The sequence below is a fragment of the Embleya sp. NPDC008237 genome (assembly GCF_042956465.1).
In the GTDB taxonomy this organism is placed as follows: domain Bacteria; phylum Actinomycetota; class Actinomycetes; order Streptomycetales; family Streptomycetaceae; genus Embleya.
This window is the reverse complement of record NZ_JBIBGL010000004.1, coordinates 368,477-384,117: the sequence shown is the minus strand read 5'-3', so window position 1 is coordinate 384,117 and position 15,641 is coordinate 368,477. Positions and strand designations below refer to the sequence as shown.

General features: G+C 71.8%; 16 protein-coding genes. 6 read left to right on the top strand and 10 right to left on the bottom strand.

The genetic code is table 11. The annotated features are described in order from the left end of the window. Positions 1-74: 74 nt before the first annotated feature. From ACFZBU_RS12175 to gcvH, 5 genes are all read right to left on the bottom strand, one after another. Complete coding sequence (locus tag ACFZBU_RS12175; protein ID WP_391583419.1) at positions 75-956, bottom strand: class I SAM-dependent methyltransferase; 882 nt, start codon at positions 954-956, stop codon at positions 75-77. Between the two features lie 27 nt (positions 957-983). Continuing rightward, positions 984-1,328: a VOC family protein gene (locus ACFZBU_RS12170; RefSeq protein WP_391583418.1), complete on the bottom strand. Its 345-nt coding sequence runs from the start codon at positions 1,326-1,328 to the stop codon at positions 984-986. 1 nt (position 1,329) lies between these two features. Continuing rightward, a complete protein-coding gene (locus ACFZBU_RS12165) occupies positions 1,330-1,509 on the bottom strand; it encodes a CopG family transcriptional regulator (RefSeq protein WP_391583417.1) in 180 nt (59 codons plus the stop codon). Positions 1,510-1,964: 455 nt separating this feature from the next. Then, positions 1,965-2,294, bottom strand: a complete 330-nt coding sequence (locus ACFZBU_RS12160; protein WP_391583416.1) for a DUF6087 family protein — start codon at positions 2,292-2,294, stop codon at positions 1,965-1,967. A 168-nt stretch (positions 2,295-2,462) separates the two neighbouring features. Next, positions 2,463-2,855: a glycine cleavage system protein GcvH gene (gene gcvH / locus ACFZBU_RS12155; protein WP_391583415.1), complete on the bottom strand. Its 393-nt coding sequence runs from the start codon at positions 2,853-2,855 to the stop codon at positions 2,463-2,465. A 316-nt stretch (positions 2,856-3,171) separates the two neighbouring features. On the opposite strand from gcvH, the gene ACFZBU_RS12150 reads away from it, so the two are divergent. Further along, complete coding sequence (locus ACFZBU_RS12150) at positions 3,172-4,578, top strand: SMI1/KNR4 family protein (protein ID WP_391583414.1); 1,407 nt, start codon at positions 3,172-3,174, stop codon at positions 4,576-4,578. Positions 4,579-4,811: 233 nt separating this feature from the next. Continuing rightward, the gene (locus tag ACFZBU_RS12145; protein ID WP_391583413.1) at positions 4,812-5,468 is read left to right on the top strand and encodes a maleylpyruvate isomerase N-terminal domain-containing protein; all 657 of its coding nucleotides are present in this window, start codon (positions 4,812-4,814) and stop codon (positions 5,466-5,468) included. A 36-nt stretch (positions 5,469-5,504) separates the two neighbouring features. Here the strand turns inward: ACFZBU_RS12145 and ACFZBU_RS12140 are convergent, their stop codons facing one another. Further along, positions 5,505-6,569, bottom strand: a complete 1,065-nt coding sequence (locus tag ACFZBU_RS12140; RefSeq protein ID WP_391583412.1) for a DNA alkylation repair protein — start codon at positions 6,567-6,569, stop codon at positions 5,505-5,507. A gap of 295 nt (positions 6,570-6,864) precedes the next feature. Between ACFZBU_RS12140 and ACFZBU_RS12135 the strand changes: the two genes are divergently transcribed. Further along, positions 6,865-7,566, top strand: a complete 702-nt coding sequence (locus ACFZBU_RS12135) for a class I SAM-dependent methyltransferase (protein WP_391583411.1) — start codon at positions 6,865-6,867, stop codon at positions 7,564-7,566. Between the two features lie 161 nt (positions 7,567-7,727). On the opposite strand, the gene ACFZBU_RS12130 is transcribed toward ACFZBU_RS12135, so the two are convergent. Together ACFZBU_RS12130 and ACFZBU_RS12125 are read right to left on the bottom strand one after the other, a co-directional pair. After that, a complete protein-coding gene (locus tag ACFZBU_RS12130) occupies positions 7,728-9,227 on the bottom strand; it encodes a SulP family inorganic anion transporter (protein ID WP_391583410.1) in 1,500 nt (499 codons plus the stop codon). A gap of 685 nt (positions 9,228-9,912) precedes the next feature. Beyond that, positions 9,913-10,740, bottom strand: a complete 828-nt coding sequence (locus ACFZBU_RS12125) for a DMT family transporter (RefSeq protein WP_391583409.1) — start codon at positions 10,738-10,740, stop codon at positions 9,913-9,915. A 244-nt stretch (positions 10,741-10,984) separates the two neighbouring features. Here ACFZBU_RS12125 and ACFZBU_RS12120 point away from each other — a divergent pair, with 244 nt between their 5' ends. The 3 genes from ACFZBU_RS12120 (at position 10,985) to ACFZBU_RS12110 (ending at position 12,936) form a co-directional block, all read left to right on the top strand. Further along, a complete protein-coding gene (locus ACFZBU_RS12120; RefSeq protein ID WP_391583408.1) occupies positions 10,985-11,593 on the top strand; it encodes a TetR/AcrR family transcriptional regulator in 609 nt (202 codons plus the stop codon). Between the two features lie 61 nt (positions 11,594-11,654). Beyond that, positions 11,655-12,143, top strand: coding sequence for an isochorismatase family protein (locus ACFZBU_RS12115; protein ID WP_391583407.1), 489 nt, complete (start codon positions 11,655-11,657; stop codon positions 12,141-12,143). Positions 12,144-12,348: 205 nt separating this feature from the next. Then, a complete protein-coding gene (locus ACFZBU_RS12110) occupies positions 12,349-12,936 on the top strand; it encodes a TetR/AcrR family transcriptional regulator (protein ID WP_391583406.1) in 588 nt (195 codons plus the stop codon). 192 nt (positions 12,937-13,128) lie between these two features. Here ACFZBU_RS12110 and ACFZBU_RS12105 read toward each other — a convergent pair whose 3' ends face one another. After that, a complete protein-coding gene (locus ACFZBU_RS12105) occupies positions 13,129-14,628 on the bottom strand; it encodes a dihydrolipoamide acetyltransferase family protein (protein WP_391583405.1) in 1,500 nt (499 codons plus the stop codon). Beyond that, entirely contained in the window at positions 14,625-15,641 is a 1,017-nt protein-coding gene (locus tag ACFZBU_RS12100; RefSeq protein WP_391583404.1) for an alpha-ketoacid dehydrogenase subunit beta, read from the bottom strand. The genes ACFZBU_RS12105 and ACFZBU_RS12100 overlap by 4 nt, the downstream gene beginning before the upstream one ends.

Genomic DNA, 15,641 nt, shown 5'->3' with positions numbered 1-15,641 from the left:
CCCGCATGGACCTGCGCCCGGCTCGGCGGACTCCGCGTGTCGCCGGGCTGCCCGGGAGCGCGGCCGAGGGTGAATCAGGTGGTTGCCAGCAGGAGTTCCTCCCCGCTCGACGTGCGAAGGCCGTCCGGGCGGTCGGCGAAGTATCGGTCGTTGAGGTCGGCTGCCGATACGTGCCGGGCGTCCGGGAAGCCGGCCTCGCGGGCCAGTGCCAACATCTCCTCCGGGGCGAAGAAGCTGACGAACGGCGTTCCGGACTCCCTGGCACCCTTCACCGCCACCTCGAACCCGGCGCGCTTGTCCGCGTCGAGCAGTTCGGGCGGCAGCTGGAACGTCATGGCCAGCGTGGATCCCGGGGCGAGTGACGCGAGTCGGCGCAGCGTGGCGGCGTTCGCCTCCTTGGTCAGATACAGCGCGACACCCGTGGAGACCACCACCGCCGGCCGGTCGGCGTCGAAACCGGCGGTCGTCAGCCGATCCCACCACGATCCGCCCGCCTCGAAGTCGACCGGAACCAGCCGCAGCCAGTCCGGGACGCCGAAGCCGAGTTCGACCAGCCGCCGGCGCTTCCAGGCCTGCGGTTCGGCCTGGTCGACCTCGAACACCCGCAGGCGGGAGCCGATTTCCGGTCTGCGCTGCGCGAAGGTGTCCAGGCCGGCTCCGAGGATGACGTATTGGTCGACGCCCCGAGCGGCCTCTTCGACCACCAGGTCCTCGATGAAGCGGGCCCGGGCCACGATCGCCGCCCGAAACCACTCGGTCAGGGTCGGGTCCATGTCCCCGCGACGGAGCCAGTCGTCGCCGGGGTCGGCCAGTTGCAGGCCGACCTCGTCCTCCAGGACGTACGGCGGCGTGTCGAGTCGGACGTGCAGGGCCCGCCACAGGGCGGTCCGTACCGCCGTACTGTCCGGGCGTGCCGCGGCGCCGTCCGGGCGTGCCGCGGTTCGTTCGTCAACCATCGCGAACTCCCTCTCCGATGTTCGGGATCACGGCTGCGCCGGAGCCTGGAGGTTCCACAGACGACCGTCGGGGTCGCGTACGACCATTTCCCTGGTGCCGTAGTGCGTGTCCTCGAACGGCGTGACCACCTCGGTGCCGCCGGCGGGGCTGAACGCATCCGCATCCGGCACTTTCAGGACGAGCCGCATTCCGGGTTCCTGGTCCTGCGGGACCTCGGCGATGAACACGTACGGGCCGTCGCCGTTGCGGAGTTGACCGGAGTTGTGATCGGTCGAGAACTCCAGCTCGTATCCCAGACCCTGGAAGAACTTGGCCGCCTTGCCCCAGTTGTGCGTCTCCAGGAACACGGCCTCGATGCCTTCGGTGGTCATGTCAACTCTCCTTCTCGGACGATGGCTCTCGTTCGGGTCGGGTGTCGTCGAGGTAGGCACGCAACGCGGCGGCGACCAGCGCCGACAGCGACAGCTCCGACTCGATGGCACGGTGCTTGACCTGCTTGATCAATCCGATCGGCAGGTAGACGTTGAATTGCTTCACATCTTCGTCGCCCACGGATCGATGCTAGCAAACTAATAACCTAGATGTCGGCGCGTTTTTCGGAGCAGGGTCGGGTCGTGATCGCGCGCGGAAGGCGGGGCCGATGTGGGGTCGTGTGCCGTGCGGCGCCGCCGGGTGCCGGGTCGGCCGAACTGCCGACGGACATCGGAAGCATGCGCCTGTGGCCTCGACGGGCCGGACGCGATCGGCCGGCCGGCTCCCCGACCTCAGGGCCGGGAACCGGAACGTATCCGTGTCATCGCGGCCGGGGACACTCGCAGTCGGACGAGCCCCACCGAGTCCGGTTCTGCCCGTTGCCGGCCGGCTCCGGAGCCGACGCCTTGCACAGCCGTACGGTTACGAGGGCGGCGGCGGATATGCCGCCCGGGAGGTGGTCGTGGGTTTCTCCGGCAGGGCCGATGCTCCGGCCGGCGCAGCCGACGTCGGGATCGGCGTCGGCGCCCGCACGTTCAGGGGGACTTGCGATGCCTGCCCGGGCCCGGACCGAGTCGGGCCCCGCGCTCGGACGACTCGGATTGCCGCTCCGACGGATCGCCGTTGCCGAGTGCTCGTTCCTGCGCGCCCGGGTAGAGCAGGCGGGCGGCCTCGACGTAGTTCGCCACGACCGCGAGGGTGACCCACTGGTATCCGTCCCATTCCAGGACGACGCGCGGCGCCTCGCGGTCGACGTGCGGGGCGCGTGGCGGGCCGACGAGATGGACCGCCTTGCGCTCGCCGACCGGGCGGAGCCGCTGCGCGCGGCGCGCGGCCCACCGCTCCAGGGATTCGTCCTCGCTCACGCGCTCTCTCCATGGCTACCCGTGGCACTTTCGACCAGAACCGTATCCGGGCGGGCCGCCTCCCGAGCGCCGATCGCACGAATTCCGACCGAGAGGGGTACGCGGCGACCGGCGGCACCGCCACTCGCCCGGTCGGTCGAGAGTGCCCTGCCTAGGCGGCCGGGGGCATCAGTCGGCGGACTCGGCCTTGACGTAGTCCTCGTACTCGGGGGCCGTGAGCAGATCTGCCGTCTCGTCGCCCTTGGCGAGGGTGATCTCGATCATCCATCCGTCGCCGTAGGGGTCGGTGTTGACGTCCTCCGGTGAATCGCCGAGGCCGGGGTTGACGGCGGTGATCGTGCCGGTGAGCGGCATGTAGACCTCGGTCACCGCCTTGACGGACTCCACCGAGCCGAACGGTTCGCCCGCCTCGAACCGGTCGTTCACCGAAGGCAGTTCGACGAAGACGACGTCGCCGAGCTGTTTCTGTGCGAATGCGGTGATCCCGACGGCCACCCGCCCGTTGCCGAGCGATCGCACCCACTCGTGGTCCTTGGTGTACTTCAGGTCTTCCGGGTTCATGAGGGCCTCCGGGAGGTCGCGGCCGAGGTGCCGTCACCGATCGGCACCATCGCCGAGCTTGCTACAAATGCCCCGAGTCCGGTGGGATGTTCACCCGATCGGGTGGGGCACAAGCCTCCGGGGCGCGCGGTGGGGGAGCGGGACGAAGTTCTCAGCGATCGTCTCCGAGCAGCCTCTGCCCCCGGTCGGGTGCGCCGACCCGGACCCGGAGGCAGCCATCGGACTTCGTTGCGTCCGTCGTCAACCGACTCCATCGTGCCCACGCCCCGGACCAGGCGGGCCGGCGCGTCAGTGCCCCCGCGTACGGTCTGGAGGCATGATCGATCGGAAGCCGAGTTCCTCGCCCGCCATACACGACTTCGCGACCTGGGAGCCCGTGCTGCGGCTGCTGCGGGCCGGCCGCCCGACGAGGCACGTCGGTACATCCGCCCATGTGGCGGGACGCATCGGCCGACACGGTTGGAGCCCGTCCTTGCGCCGACGGTCGCCGCAGCCCGGTCGAGCCGCCCAAGTCGACGACATGCGGGACGAGATGGATGCCGTGCAGCGGGTGCAGAGCGCGCTCGTGGACGCCGGCGTCGACGACATCTCGTTCACGGCGGAGATCTCGTCGACCGGGAGGACGGCCCTCCACCTGCTCGGGCCGAGTCCCGCGGTGGAGCCCGGCATCGGCACCCCGCATCCGGGAGCGCTCATCCTGGTCGAGGGCGCTCTTCCCGAGCCCTGGCGACGGCTCCCCGATCCGGTGCCCGGGGCGGTGTCGGCCGCTTCGGTGGATCTGCCCCTGCTGGACCGAACGTTGCGCGGGCGGTTGCCCGATGCCATCGGCGCGACGGAGGCGGAGATCGGCGCCGCGGAAGCGCGGCTCGGTGTCACGCTGCCCGATGAGCTCAAGGTGCTCTATCGGGTGGTGCGGGCACGTTGGCAGGACTGGGGCGACGACCACGAGGCGGAGCGACGCGTCTGTGCGGCGGTCGGCTGTGAACTCTTCTCCCTGGACGACCTGTACGTTGCCGACGCACCCTCCCGCCACTGCCGCTGGGAGTTCGCGGCCATGGAGGCGGTCGTCACCGCGCCGGACGCCGCGGTGCAGGGCCTGGTCGGCTCGCCCGGCTGGATCGTCTTCGGCGACAACGGCGGCGGGGACCGGCTCGCGGTCGACCTGACTCCGGGGCCGCGCGGCCACGTCGGCCAGATCATCATGCTCAGCCACGAGAAGAGCATCGGCGCCGACCTGCTCGCCGACTCCCTCCTCGACCTGGTGTCGAAGCGGCCCGGTGCGCATCGCGGCAACCGTCACGACGACGGGCCGCCGGCCGTGGCCCGGGTGAACACCGGCAACCTGAGAAGCATCGAAGCCGCCGCCCACGCCGACCTGGAAGTCCTGTCCATCGGCGTGTGGGACGACGCTCCGCTCAGCCTCGCGCCCGTCGTCGGGCTTCCGCGCCTGCGTACCCTCAGCGCCTACCCCGGTACGCTCGCCGACCCGCTCGAGATCGCGAGCCTGACCGGCCTGGAGTTCCTGGAACTCGGGCCGCAGGAGTGGCGCGTCCTCCTCGACGCCGGAGCCGTGCCACGCAGCCTGTCCGCCGCCGCCATCGAAGTGCACGGCAACCAGGACGTCCTCCCCATCGTGGCCATCGCCAACGACCTCCTGGCCCTCTGGAACCGCCCCCGGATCACCCGAACCACAATCGAAGGCGACCTCGACCCCCTCCCGTAGCGTGCGGGCGGGGCGGCGGACGACGCGGACGGCGGTGCGGGCCACGAGCACGCTCGGAGCGACGCCCCACCCTGGCCGGTCGGCATGCGCAACCAGGGCGCAGCCAAGCGGCACGAGATCGATCACCGCTGCCGCATCCCCGATCCGCCCTTCGCGCTCCGAACGCGGGGGCTCGGCGGGTGGGGCCGGGAATCGGGTCGCTGGGGTGGGTGGGGCGCTGCTAGCTTGCGGCCGTGGATCTCTTCTCACGTTCGTGGACGGCGTTGCGCCAGGCGGTTGCCGAGCTTCGGGACGAGGATTTTGCGCGGCCGTCCGGCTGTACCGGCTGGCTTGTGCGGGACCTGGTGTGTCACCTGGTCATCGACGCGCAGGATGTCCTGATCACCCTCGTGACCCCGGCCGACACCGAGCCGACCCGGGATGCGGTGACCTACTGGCACGTCGCGCGAACACCGCCGACGGGCGAGGACCCGCTCGACGCGCTGATCGTGCGACTGGCCGCCGCCTACCAGGAGCCGGGGCTGCTCAAGTTCCACCTGGACGACGTCGGTTCCGCCGCCGGCCGGGCCGCCGAGCTGGCCGATTCGGGCCTGCGGGTGAGTACGCAGGACCAGGTTCTCACCGCCGCCGACTATCTCGACGCGTACGTCCTGGAGTGGACGCTGCACCACCTCGACCTGATCGCGCACCTGCCGGAGGCCGCCGGGCCGCCCGCGGAAGGTCTTGCCCGCACGCGCGAGCTGCTGGAGAGGATCGCGGGGGTGGCCTTCCCCGCGTCGTTCTCCGACAAGGACGCGCTGCTGATCGGCACCGGACGGCGCGCCCCGACCGACGTGGAACAGGCCGAACTGGGCGAGACGGCGGCGCGATTCCCGCTCTATCTGGGCTGATCGCCCGGCCCGACGGGCGTCTCGGGCCGGCGGGTGTCAGGGGAGCAGTGTGAACGGCGCCGTGGCGCGGACCTCGCCGTTGACGATCATCTCCAGGTCGCGCGGGCCGGGCGGTTCGGCGCGCGTGGTCACCGGGCGGAACGAATGTGCCCTGGCGAGCGTGAACGTGTCCCCGGCACCCTGCGCGACCCGCTCGGCCAGGTGGAACACCCGGCGGGAACCGTCGCGGCAGACCGCGTACTTCAGCAGCAGCGGTCCGGGCACCTCGGCGCGCACGGTGACGGTGAACGGGAGACGGTCGCCGGTCACGACGGTGTCCGCGACCACCAGCGATTCGACCGTGCCGCTGCCGTGCGCCGCACCCACGAGGCCGAGTGCCTCGGGATGGCCGGCCCGCAGCAGACCCCGGGCGGCGTGGCGCACGACGCGGTCGGTGTGCTCGCCGCCCTCGGCGTGCCAGCGGCGCAGCAGGGCCAGCGCGGTGTCGGGATGGTCCTTGGCGATGTCGTTGACGTGGTTGGCGACCGAGCGGCGTACGTACTCGCTCGGGTCGTCGCGCAGCCGCTCCAGGATCGGCAGCGTCGGGCCGGGAGACATCAGCCGGCGCACGCGCGCACCCCAGGGCAGCCGCGGGCGGGTGCCCTCGGACGCGAGGCGACGCAGGTGCTCGTCGGGGTCGTCGGCCCAGTCCCGGACGATCTTCAGCGCGATGTCCTGGTAGCGGTCGAGGTAGGGGCGTACCGCGAACTCGGCCGTGGCGAACGGGGTGATCACGGCGAGGGTGTTCATGGCCTCGTCGAGGTGCTCGACGCCGTGGGTGGCGACGTAGTCGGTGGCGGGCCAGCCGCTCCACATGTCCAGGCCGGTGTGCGTCGTGGCCTCGCGCAGGACCGGCGCGGCCTGCGGAAAGGGCAGGTCCAGGCTCGCGTGCAGGGCGCGGGCGACGTGGCCGACACGGGCCTTGAGCTCCAGCCCGTCCAGCCCGGCGAGGGCGCGGGCGACGAAGCGGTCGCGGGGGAAGACGCCGCGGGCGGCGGCGACTCCGTCGGCCAGGGCGGCGACGGAGGTCGCGTTGATCATGTCCTTGAGCGGTGAGGCCATGCGGGCCACGGTGCCAGACCGGTCCGACATCGGCCCGATTCGTGGCCCGTTCGGGGACCGGCGGCTGCCGACGCGGAGGCGGAGGACGCTCCACCGCCACCCGACCGCGCGTTCGGTGGGAGCCGGTCCGGTTCTGCGGCCCGCGTGCCGGCGGCGAACGTGTCCGGCGGATCCCGGCCGGGAGCGCCGGGCCTCGCCGGCGCCGTCACCGCGTTATCGTGCATGGAGTTCGCCGGGTGCCGGCCGGTACCGGCGCGTGCCGGTCGCGCGTTGCAGGGAAGGTGGTGGCCGGCGGATGCCGAGGTCGCAGGCTCGGGCGGTGCGGAGGCCGGTGTTCGCGCGGTTCTACGCGAATGTGGCGGGACCGGGGCTGGAGAAGGCGGGCGTCGGGGAGCACCGCAGCCGACTGCTGCGCGGCCTGGCCGGTGAGGTGTTGGAGATCGGTGCGGGGCACGGCGCGAACTTCGCGCACTATCCCACGTCGGTGGCGCGCGTGGTGGCGGTCGAACCGGAGCCGCGGCTGCGGGCGTTGGCCGTCGAGGCCGCCCGGGGTGCGCCGGTGCCGGTGGACGTCCGGGACGGCCTGGCGGATGGGCTGCCGTTCGAGGACGGGGCGTTCGATGCCGTGGTGTTCTGTCTGACGCTGTGCTCGGTGCCCGACCCGCATGCGGCCCTCGGCGAGGCGTACCGGGTGTTGCGGCCGGGTGGCCGGCTGCGGTTCTTCGAGCACGTGCGGGCGCGCGGTACGCGGATGCGGCGGGTGCAGCGGGTGGTGGACGCGACGGTGTGGCCGCTGCTGTGCGGAGGCTGTCACACCGGACGGGACACCGAGGCCGCGATCCGCCGGGCCGGCTTCGCGATCACCGAGCTGGACCGCTTCGCGTTTCCGGACACGCGGGTCCCGACACCCGCGGCGAGCCACATCCTCGGCACCGCCGTACGCCCCGAGGCTCCGGCCGACGGCGCCCCGGACGCCGGCGTGGCGGGCGAGATGTGACGACCGAGGTGGCGTACCCCGGCGGGTGCGGGGCTGCTTCGCCGCGGAGATGACGATCGCAGCCGGGGCGGCGTCGGCCGGCGCGGGGCTTCCCGATTGCGGCTGCCTTGTCCCTCCGGCCGCCATCGCGGCCCCGGGCATCCGGGCGCCGGCCCCTGGTGTCAGTGGCTGCCGGTGAGTTCGCCGCTGAGGTTTGCGTGGAAGCGCGCGCTGTGCTCGTTGAGCCCGATCAGGGTGACCTTTTTGCCGAGGGCGGCGTACTTGGTCTCGACGGAGTCCAGGACGGCGACCGAGGAGGCGTCCCAGATGTGGGCATCGGACAGGTCGATGACGACGTCGTCGGGGTCGTTCCGGTAGTCGAACCGGTGCACCAGATCGTTGGAGGAGGCGAAGAACAATTCGCCGGTGACCGCGTAGACGACCCGGGTGCCGGTCGGGTCCACGGCGCCGGTGACCTCGGCGAAGCGGGCGACGCGTTTGGCGAAGATGACCATGGCGGTGATCGAACCGACGACGACGCCGATGGCGAGGTTGTGGGTCGCCACCACGCACGCGACGGTGACGAGCATGACGGTGATCTCGCCGGCGGGCATGCGCCGGAGGGTCTTCGGGGCGATCGAGTGCCAGTCGAACGCGGCGACGCAGACCATGATCATGACCGCGACGAGGGCGGCCATGGGGATGTCCGAGACGACCGGTCCGAAGACGATGCACAGCACCATCAGGAACGCGCCGGCCAGGAAGGTGGACAGGCGGGTACGGGCGCCGGACACCTTCACGTTGATCATGGTCTGGCCGATCACGGCGCACCCGCCCATGCCGCCGAAGAACCCGGTGACGATGTTCGCGATGCCCTGGCCGATCGACTCGCGGGTCTTGTCGGAACGGGTGTCGGTGATGTCGTCGACGAGCTTCGCGGTCAGCAGCGACTCCATCAGCCCGACCAGCGCCATCGCGAGCGCGTAGGGCGCGATGATCCCGAGGGTCTCGAACGTGAACGGCACGTCCGGCAGGCCGGGAGTGGGCAGGGCGGACGGCAGTTCGCCCTTGTCGCCGACCGTCGGCACCGCGATCCCGGCGGCCACGGTGATCACGGTGAGCACGACGACGGACACCAGCGGCGCCGGGACCACCTTGGTCACGCGCGGGAACAGCACCATCAGCGTCAGCCCCGCCGCGATGAGCGGATAGACCGGCCACGGCACGTCGTGCATCTCGGGCACCTGGGCCATGAAGACCAGGATGGCAAGGGAGTTGACGAAGCCGACCATGACCGAACGAGGTACGAACCGCATGAGCTTGGCCAGTCCGAGCGCGCCCAGGACGATCTGGAAGACGCCGGCGAGGATGACCGCGGCGACCAGGTGACCGAACCCGTGTTCACGGTTCAAGGGCGCGATGACCAGCGCGACCGCACCGGTCGCCGCGGAGATCATCGCCCGGCGGCCACCGACGACGGAGATGACCACGGCCATCGTGAACGACGCGAACAGGCCGACCGCCGGATCGACGTCCGCGATGATCGAGAACGAGATCGCCTCGGGGATCAGCGCGAGTGCGACCACCAGACCCGCGAGTACTTCGGTGCGCCAGACCCTCGGATCGCGCAGCCAGTCGGGCCGGATACGTCGCAGTCGCGCGGTCGGGGAAGCGGAGGACACGGCGGCGGCAGAGGAGGCAGGAGCGGCAGGGGAGGACAACGCAGCGGGACCTGTCGTGCTCGGGCACACCCGGTCCGGGACAACGCGGGTGCGCGGTAAGGGCGCGGAGGCCGAGCGGCACCCCGCGGGCAGCCCCGTGACCCACGGGAACCGGCAGCGAGTGATGGGGCGGTGTGCGCGGCCCGCGTCGCGGCGCGGGCGGGCTTACGCCCGAGGCCTGGATGTCACGGCGGGCAGGCTGCGCTTGACGGGCAGGCGACGCAGGGCCCCGAAGGCTCGCGCACGCGCTTCTCCCGTACGGTCGGAATTTCGCCGGGGCGACGTGGCTCCGACGCGGCATCGGCGGGCCGGCAGGTGGCCGCCCTTGCCATCGGCAACCCTACCCCGACGTTGGAGTAGGGATCATCGGGCCCCGAGGGCGGCACGTGCGGCCACGAGGGCAGGCGCCGTCGCGCCCGGAGGGCAGGCACCGTCGGCCCGAGGGCAGAGATCATCGGCCCCTGGGGGGATCTTCCGGCCCGTCTCGGGGTCGGCTCCGTGAGAAGGGGACCGGGGGCCCGGTCGTGCCCTTTGCACCCGACTGGCCCAGGCACACTCGCCGCAGGCCGCTGACTCGACGTAGCCGGCGCTCGGCGTAGGCGGCGCTCGACGTGGGCGGCGGACGGCTTGGTTGCGGGTGGCGGCGTCAAGCGTTCCCATCGGTGGACGGCCGTGTCCCCGCGCGCCATGTGACCGCTGCGCCGGACGCGACGATCAACGTGATACCGGCGAGTGCGGACGGGGGCAGGTCCTCGCCGAGGGCTGTGACGCCCACCAGGGTCCCCACCACCGGGTCGAGGGCGAACAGGGTTGCCACCACCGGGGCGCCGGCGAGTCTGACGGCGGTGAAGTCGAGCGTGAAGGCCAGCGCCACTCCGAGGACGCCGGACAGGCCGACCAGGGCCCACTGACCTGCCTCCACCCGCGGTACGGCGGGCCCGGAGAAGGGCAGCAACAGCACCGCCGAAACCGCCACGGACAGGCCGAGGCCGTGCAATCCCGGGTCGACTCGGCCGACTCGCTGCGCGAACACGGTGTAGAGCGCCAGCGCGAGTGCGGAGAGCAACCCGAAACCGATCCCGAGCCACTCGACACCCCCTCCGGGCCGAGTGACCAGCACGACGCCCACCAGGCCGACCAGGGGAAACAGCGCGTCGCGCCGGGTCCGAACCGAAGCGACCGCGACCGTGAACGGCCCCAGGAACAACAGGGCGGCCGCGACGCCGAGCGGCAGCCGGTCCACCGCACCGTAGAACGCCACATTCATGCCGGCCATCGCCGATCCGTACGCGAGGATCCCCGTCCATTCGGCCCGACCACGCCGCCGCACCCTCGGCCGCACCAGCACGCACAGGACGAGCGCCGCGGTTGCCTGCCGCAGTCCTGCCACGGCCGGCACGCTCAACGCGCCGAAGAGCCCCGACGAGAGCGCGGCCGAGGTCTGCACACCCAGACAGCTGACGAGCACCAACACGGCGCCGACGAACGGACCCCGCCGAGCGGACCCCGACGCCGCCCCCGATCCCCTCGATCCCGGTCCCGACGACCCTGCTTCTGCTCCCGAGGCTGTTCCCGGGCCTGCTCCTGCCCCTGCTCCTGTTCCCGCTCCCAAGGTGCCCGCCATATCCACCTCTCGGCCGGTGCGATGACCCGGCCCGACATCGACGCCCCCACCGCCGTAACGATCGTTTCGGTATAACGAGCGTTATAGTACGGGCATGGCACAGGACCCCCGGCCCGACCCCGCCGACCACTCCGCACCGAAACCGGACGCGCCTCCCAGGACCCGGCTGCTCGACGCCGCCGACGAGCTCTTCTACCGCGACGGCATCGCTCGAACGAGCGTCGACCGAGTCCTGGAGCAGGCGCACGTCTCGCCCGGCACGCTCTACGCACACTTCGGCGGCAAGGACGGTCTGATCACCGCCGCGCTGCAACGCCGCCTGGATCGCTGGGACCGGATCTGGCAGGAGGCCGTGGACGCCGCGGACACCCCCGCCGGCAAGCTGCTGGCACTCTTCGACGCCGTCGCCACCTACCGCAACCGCCACATCCCCGCACGCGGCTGCGCCTTCCTCGCGACGGGCACCGAACTCCCGTCGCCGGAGCACCCCGCCCATGCGGTACTCGCCGCGGAGTCGGCGCTGCTCGGCACCAGGCTGACCCTGCTCGCGGACGCGGTCGGCGGCCCGGACCCCGCCACCCTGGCCGCGGACGTACTGCTCGTGTACGACGGCGCGATGGCCGGCCTGTTGCGCGGGTGGGAACCGGACCCACTCGCCCACGGCCGAGCCGTGGCGGCCCGACTGATCGCGAACGGCCGCTGATTCCCACTGTCGCGACCGACGACCCGACGACGTTCCGCGGCCTCGGCCTACGATCATCCGCGTGACCACTGCACTGATCCTGATCGACCTGATGCCCCGCATCCTCGCCCTGCCCCTGGCACCGCACTCCGGTGAGGAAGTACTCGCCCGCTGCCGCCGATTGGCCGACGCGTTCCGGGCGGACCGGCGCCCGGTGGTGCTCGTTCGCGTCGACAGACCCAACGTGAGCGAGCAGCCGCCGGGAAGCGGCTTCGCCGACGGCCTGGTTCACCCCGGGGACATCGTCGTCGTCAAGCACACCGTCGGCGCATTCCACGGCACCGACCTGCACGAGCGGTTGCGCGAGCGGGACGTGGACACGGTGGTCCTCGCCGGCCTGGTCACCACCATGGGAGTCGAATCCACCGCGCGGGCCGCGAGCGACCACGACTACGAGGTGGAGTTCGTCGCCGACGCCATGTCCGGATTCGCGGCCGACGAACACGACTTCACCGTGGACAGGATCTTTCCCCGCTTCGGCGCGGTGCACGACACGGCGCGTTACACCTGAACCCGACGGGCGCCCGGCGATCATCCCCATCGACGGTCCCGAGTGGTCGTTCCAGGCCGGCACCCGGAGGGGTACCGGCCTCCGACGGCCGGGAGCGGCCTGCGGTTGACGCTCTTGACATCATGGATAAACGGATCAATGTTCCGGTAATGCCGATGCGGAACAATGTTCTGATTGGCAACCGGACGACGGAGGCAATTGCACAATGCCCGACATCGGCAACGAATCGGGATCGACGGCCCCCAGGAAGCGGGCCGACGCCCGGCGCAACGAGGAGACGCTGCTGGAAGCGGCCGGCGCGGCCTTCGTCGCGTCCGGCGTCGATGCGCCCGTGCGCGACATCGCGGCCAGGGCCGGCGTGGGCGTCGCCACGATCTACCGCCACTTCCCGACCCGGGCCGACCTCATCGTCGCCGTCTACCGGCACCAGGTCGAGGCGTGTGCCGAGGCAGGCCCGGCCCTGCTGGCGAGCGGCACGTCACCGCACACCGCTTTGACCCGCTGGATCGACCTCTTCGTCGACTTCCTGGTCACCAAGCACGGCCTGGCCGAGGCACTACAGTCCGACGACGCCGGCTTCGCGACCCTGCACGCCTACTTCATCGACCGGCTCGTGCCCGTCTGCGCCGATCTGCTCGACGCCGCAGCGGCGGCGGGCGAGATCCGCCCCGACATCCGGGCCTTCGAGCTGATGTTCGCCGTCGGCAACCTGTGCATCGGCGCGAACAAGGACTCCCGCTACGACGCCCGTCGCATGGTCGAACTCCTCCTCGCCGGCCTGCTCCTCCACTGACCCACGCACCCGGCGACCTCGCCACCGTCACGGCCGCGCACTCCGTCCGGGCCGCGGAGATCGCCGACCCCGGCCCGCACGACCGCGTCCGCATACCATCCGGACGTCGGCCCGCGCCATGTGAGCGCGGGCCGGACGCGGCCCCAACGCCCCCACCCCGACGGGGCCGCGCCGGCGAGGCGGGGGGAGCGCTCAGAGGTCGGCCAGCAGTGTCGCCGGGCGTTCGACGCAGTCGGCCACGTACCGCAGGAAGCCGCCCGCCACGCCTCCGTCGCAGACCCGGTGGTCGAAGCTCAGCGACAGTTGGGTGACCTTGCGTACGGCGAGCGCGCCGTCGACGACCCAGGGCTTGTCGACGATGCGGCCGACCCCCAGCAGCGCGGCCTCGGGATGGTTGATGATCGGGGTCGAGCCGTCCACGCCGAACACGCCGTAGTTGTTGAGCGTGAACGTGCCTCCGGTCAGCGCTTCGGGCGGCAGGCTGCCGGTGCGGGCCAGCGCGGTCAACCGGGCCAGCTCGGCGGCGAGTTGCGCGGTCGTCAGGGTGTGGGCGTTACGCACCACGGGCACGACCAGGCCGCGCTCGGTCTGCGCGGCGAAGCCCACGTTCACGTGCGCGAAGCGCACGATCTCCTCGCGGGCGGTGTCCACGCTGGAGTTCAGTGCCGGGAAGCGCCGCAGGCCCGCGACGCAGATTCGGGTCAGGATCGCCAACAGGCCGATTCGCTGCTCCGGATGCGCGGCCTGGAGCACGTCCTTGGCCGCCAGCAGCGCGGTGGCGTCCACGTCCACCCAGGTCGTCGCGTCCGGGATCTCGGCCCGGCTGCGGGCGAGCTTGTGCGCGACCGCACGACGGATGCCACGCAGCGGGATGCGCTCCACGCCCGAGGCGCCCAGCGGCTCGTTCGGAGCGGCCGAACTCGCCTGCTTGTCAAGGGCGATGGCCTGTTCCACGTCGACGCGGCGGACGATGCCGTCGGCGCCGTCGGGAGTCAGCCGGGTGAGGTCGATGCCGTGGTCACGGGCCAGCCTGCGCACCAGCGGGGAGATGACCAGGCATGCCCGGCCCGATTCCGGCGTCGGCGCATGGTCGCCGGCGGGCCGTACATCCCGCCTCGGTGCGGACCGGTCTCCGACTCGCGGGCCCGGCAGGGCGGTGCCGCGGGAGGCCGGGCCTCGACGCCGCCGCCGGGATGCCGGTGCGTGGCCGGTGCCGTAGCCGATCAGGACGTTTCCGGAGCCCGCCTGCTCCTCCTCGCGATAGCGGTCCGCAGCGCCGGGATCCAAGGCACCGGGACTCGCAACACCGGGATTGGCGACACGCGGGTCCCCCGCGCGAGAACCCACGGCACCGGAGTCCACACCACCGGAGCCCCCGTCACCGAAGCCCCCGCCCGCGGAGCCAACGCCCCCGGGATCCACGCCGGTCTCCCCGCCCGCCGGGCCGACCGTGATCAGCGGACGGCCCACCGCGAGTGCCGTGCCGGCCTCGGCGTGCAGGCACAACACCGTGCCCGCGTACGGCACGGGCACCTCGACGGCGGCCTTCGCGGTCTCGACCTCGACCACGATGTGGTCGACGTCCACCGTGTCGCCGACGGCGACCTTCCACTCGACGATCTCGGCCTCGGTCAAGCCCTCGCCCAGATCGGGTAGCAGGAAGACCTGCGCCCGGAGCGTGTCGGTGTTCACGCCGCCCCCTTGACGAGGTGCCGCACGTCCGGGGTGTCGTCGAACTGGAGCCGGTCCACGGCGTCCAACACACGATCCACTCCCGGCAGATGCGCATGCTCCAGCTTCGGCGGCGGATAGGGGATGTCGAACCCGGCCACGCGCAACACCGGCGCGGCCAGCGAGTGGAAACAACGCTCCTGTACCCGGGCCGCGATCTCGGCTCCCATCCCCGCGAAGCCCTGGGCCTCCTGGATCACCACACAGCGCCCGGTTCGGCGCACCGACGCGGCCACCGTGTCGTCGTCGAAGGGTACGAGTGTGCGCAGGTCCACGACCTCCAGACTGCGGCCCTCCAGCGCCGCCGCCTCCGCCGCTTCCAACGCCACCGGCACCGACGGCCCGTACGCCACCAGCGTCGCGTCCGAGCCTTCGCGGCGCACGACCGCGCGACCGAACTCGCGGGCGCCGCGCGCGGCGACGTCGACCTCCGCCTTGGCCCAGTACAACTTCTTCGGCTCCAGGAACACCACCGGATCCGGATCCTCGATCGCATCGCGCAGCAGCCAGTACGCGTCCTCGGGCGTCGCCGGGGTGACCACCTTCAACCCGGGCGTGTGGGCGTAGTACGCCTCGCTCGAATCGCAGTGGTGTTCCACGCCGCCGATGCCGCCCGCGTACGGGATGCGGATCACCATCGGCAGGGTGAGCCGGCCGCGGGTGCGGTTGCGCAGCTTCGCGACGTGCGAGGCGATCTGTTCGAAGGCGGGGTAGGCGAAGGCGTCGAACTGCATTTCCACCACGGGCCTGAAGCCGCCCATCGCCATGCCCACGGCCAGGCCGACGATGCCGGCCTCGGCGAGCGGGGTGTCGAAGCAGCGCTCTTCGCCGAAGTCGCGGGTGAGGCCGTCGGTGATGCGGAAGACGCCGCCGAGCGGGCCGACGTCCTCACCGAAGATCAGCACCCGCTCGTCCGCCGTCAACGCGTCGCGCAGGGCGGTGTTCAGCGCCCGAGCCATCGTGAGGGTCGCCAT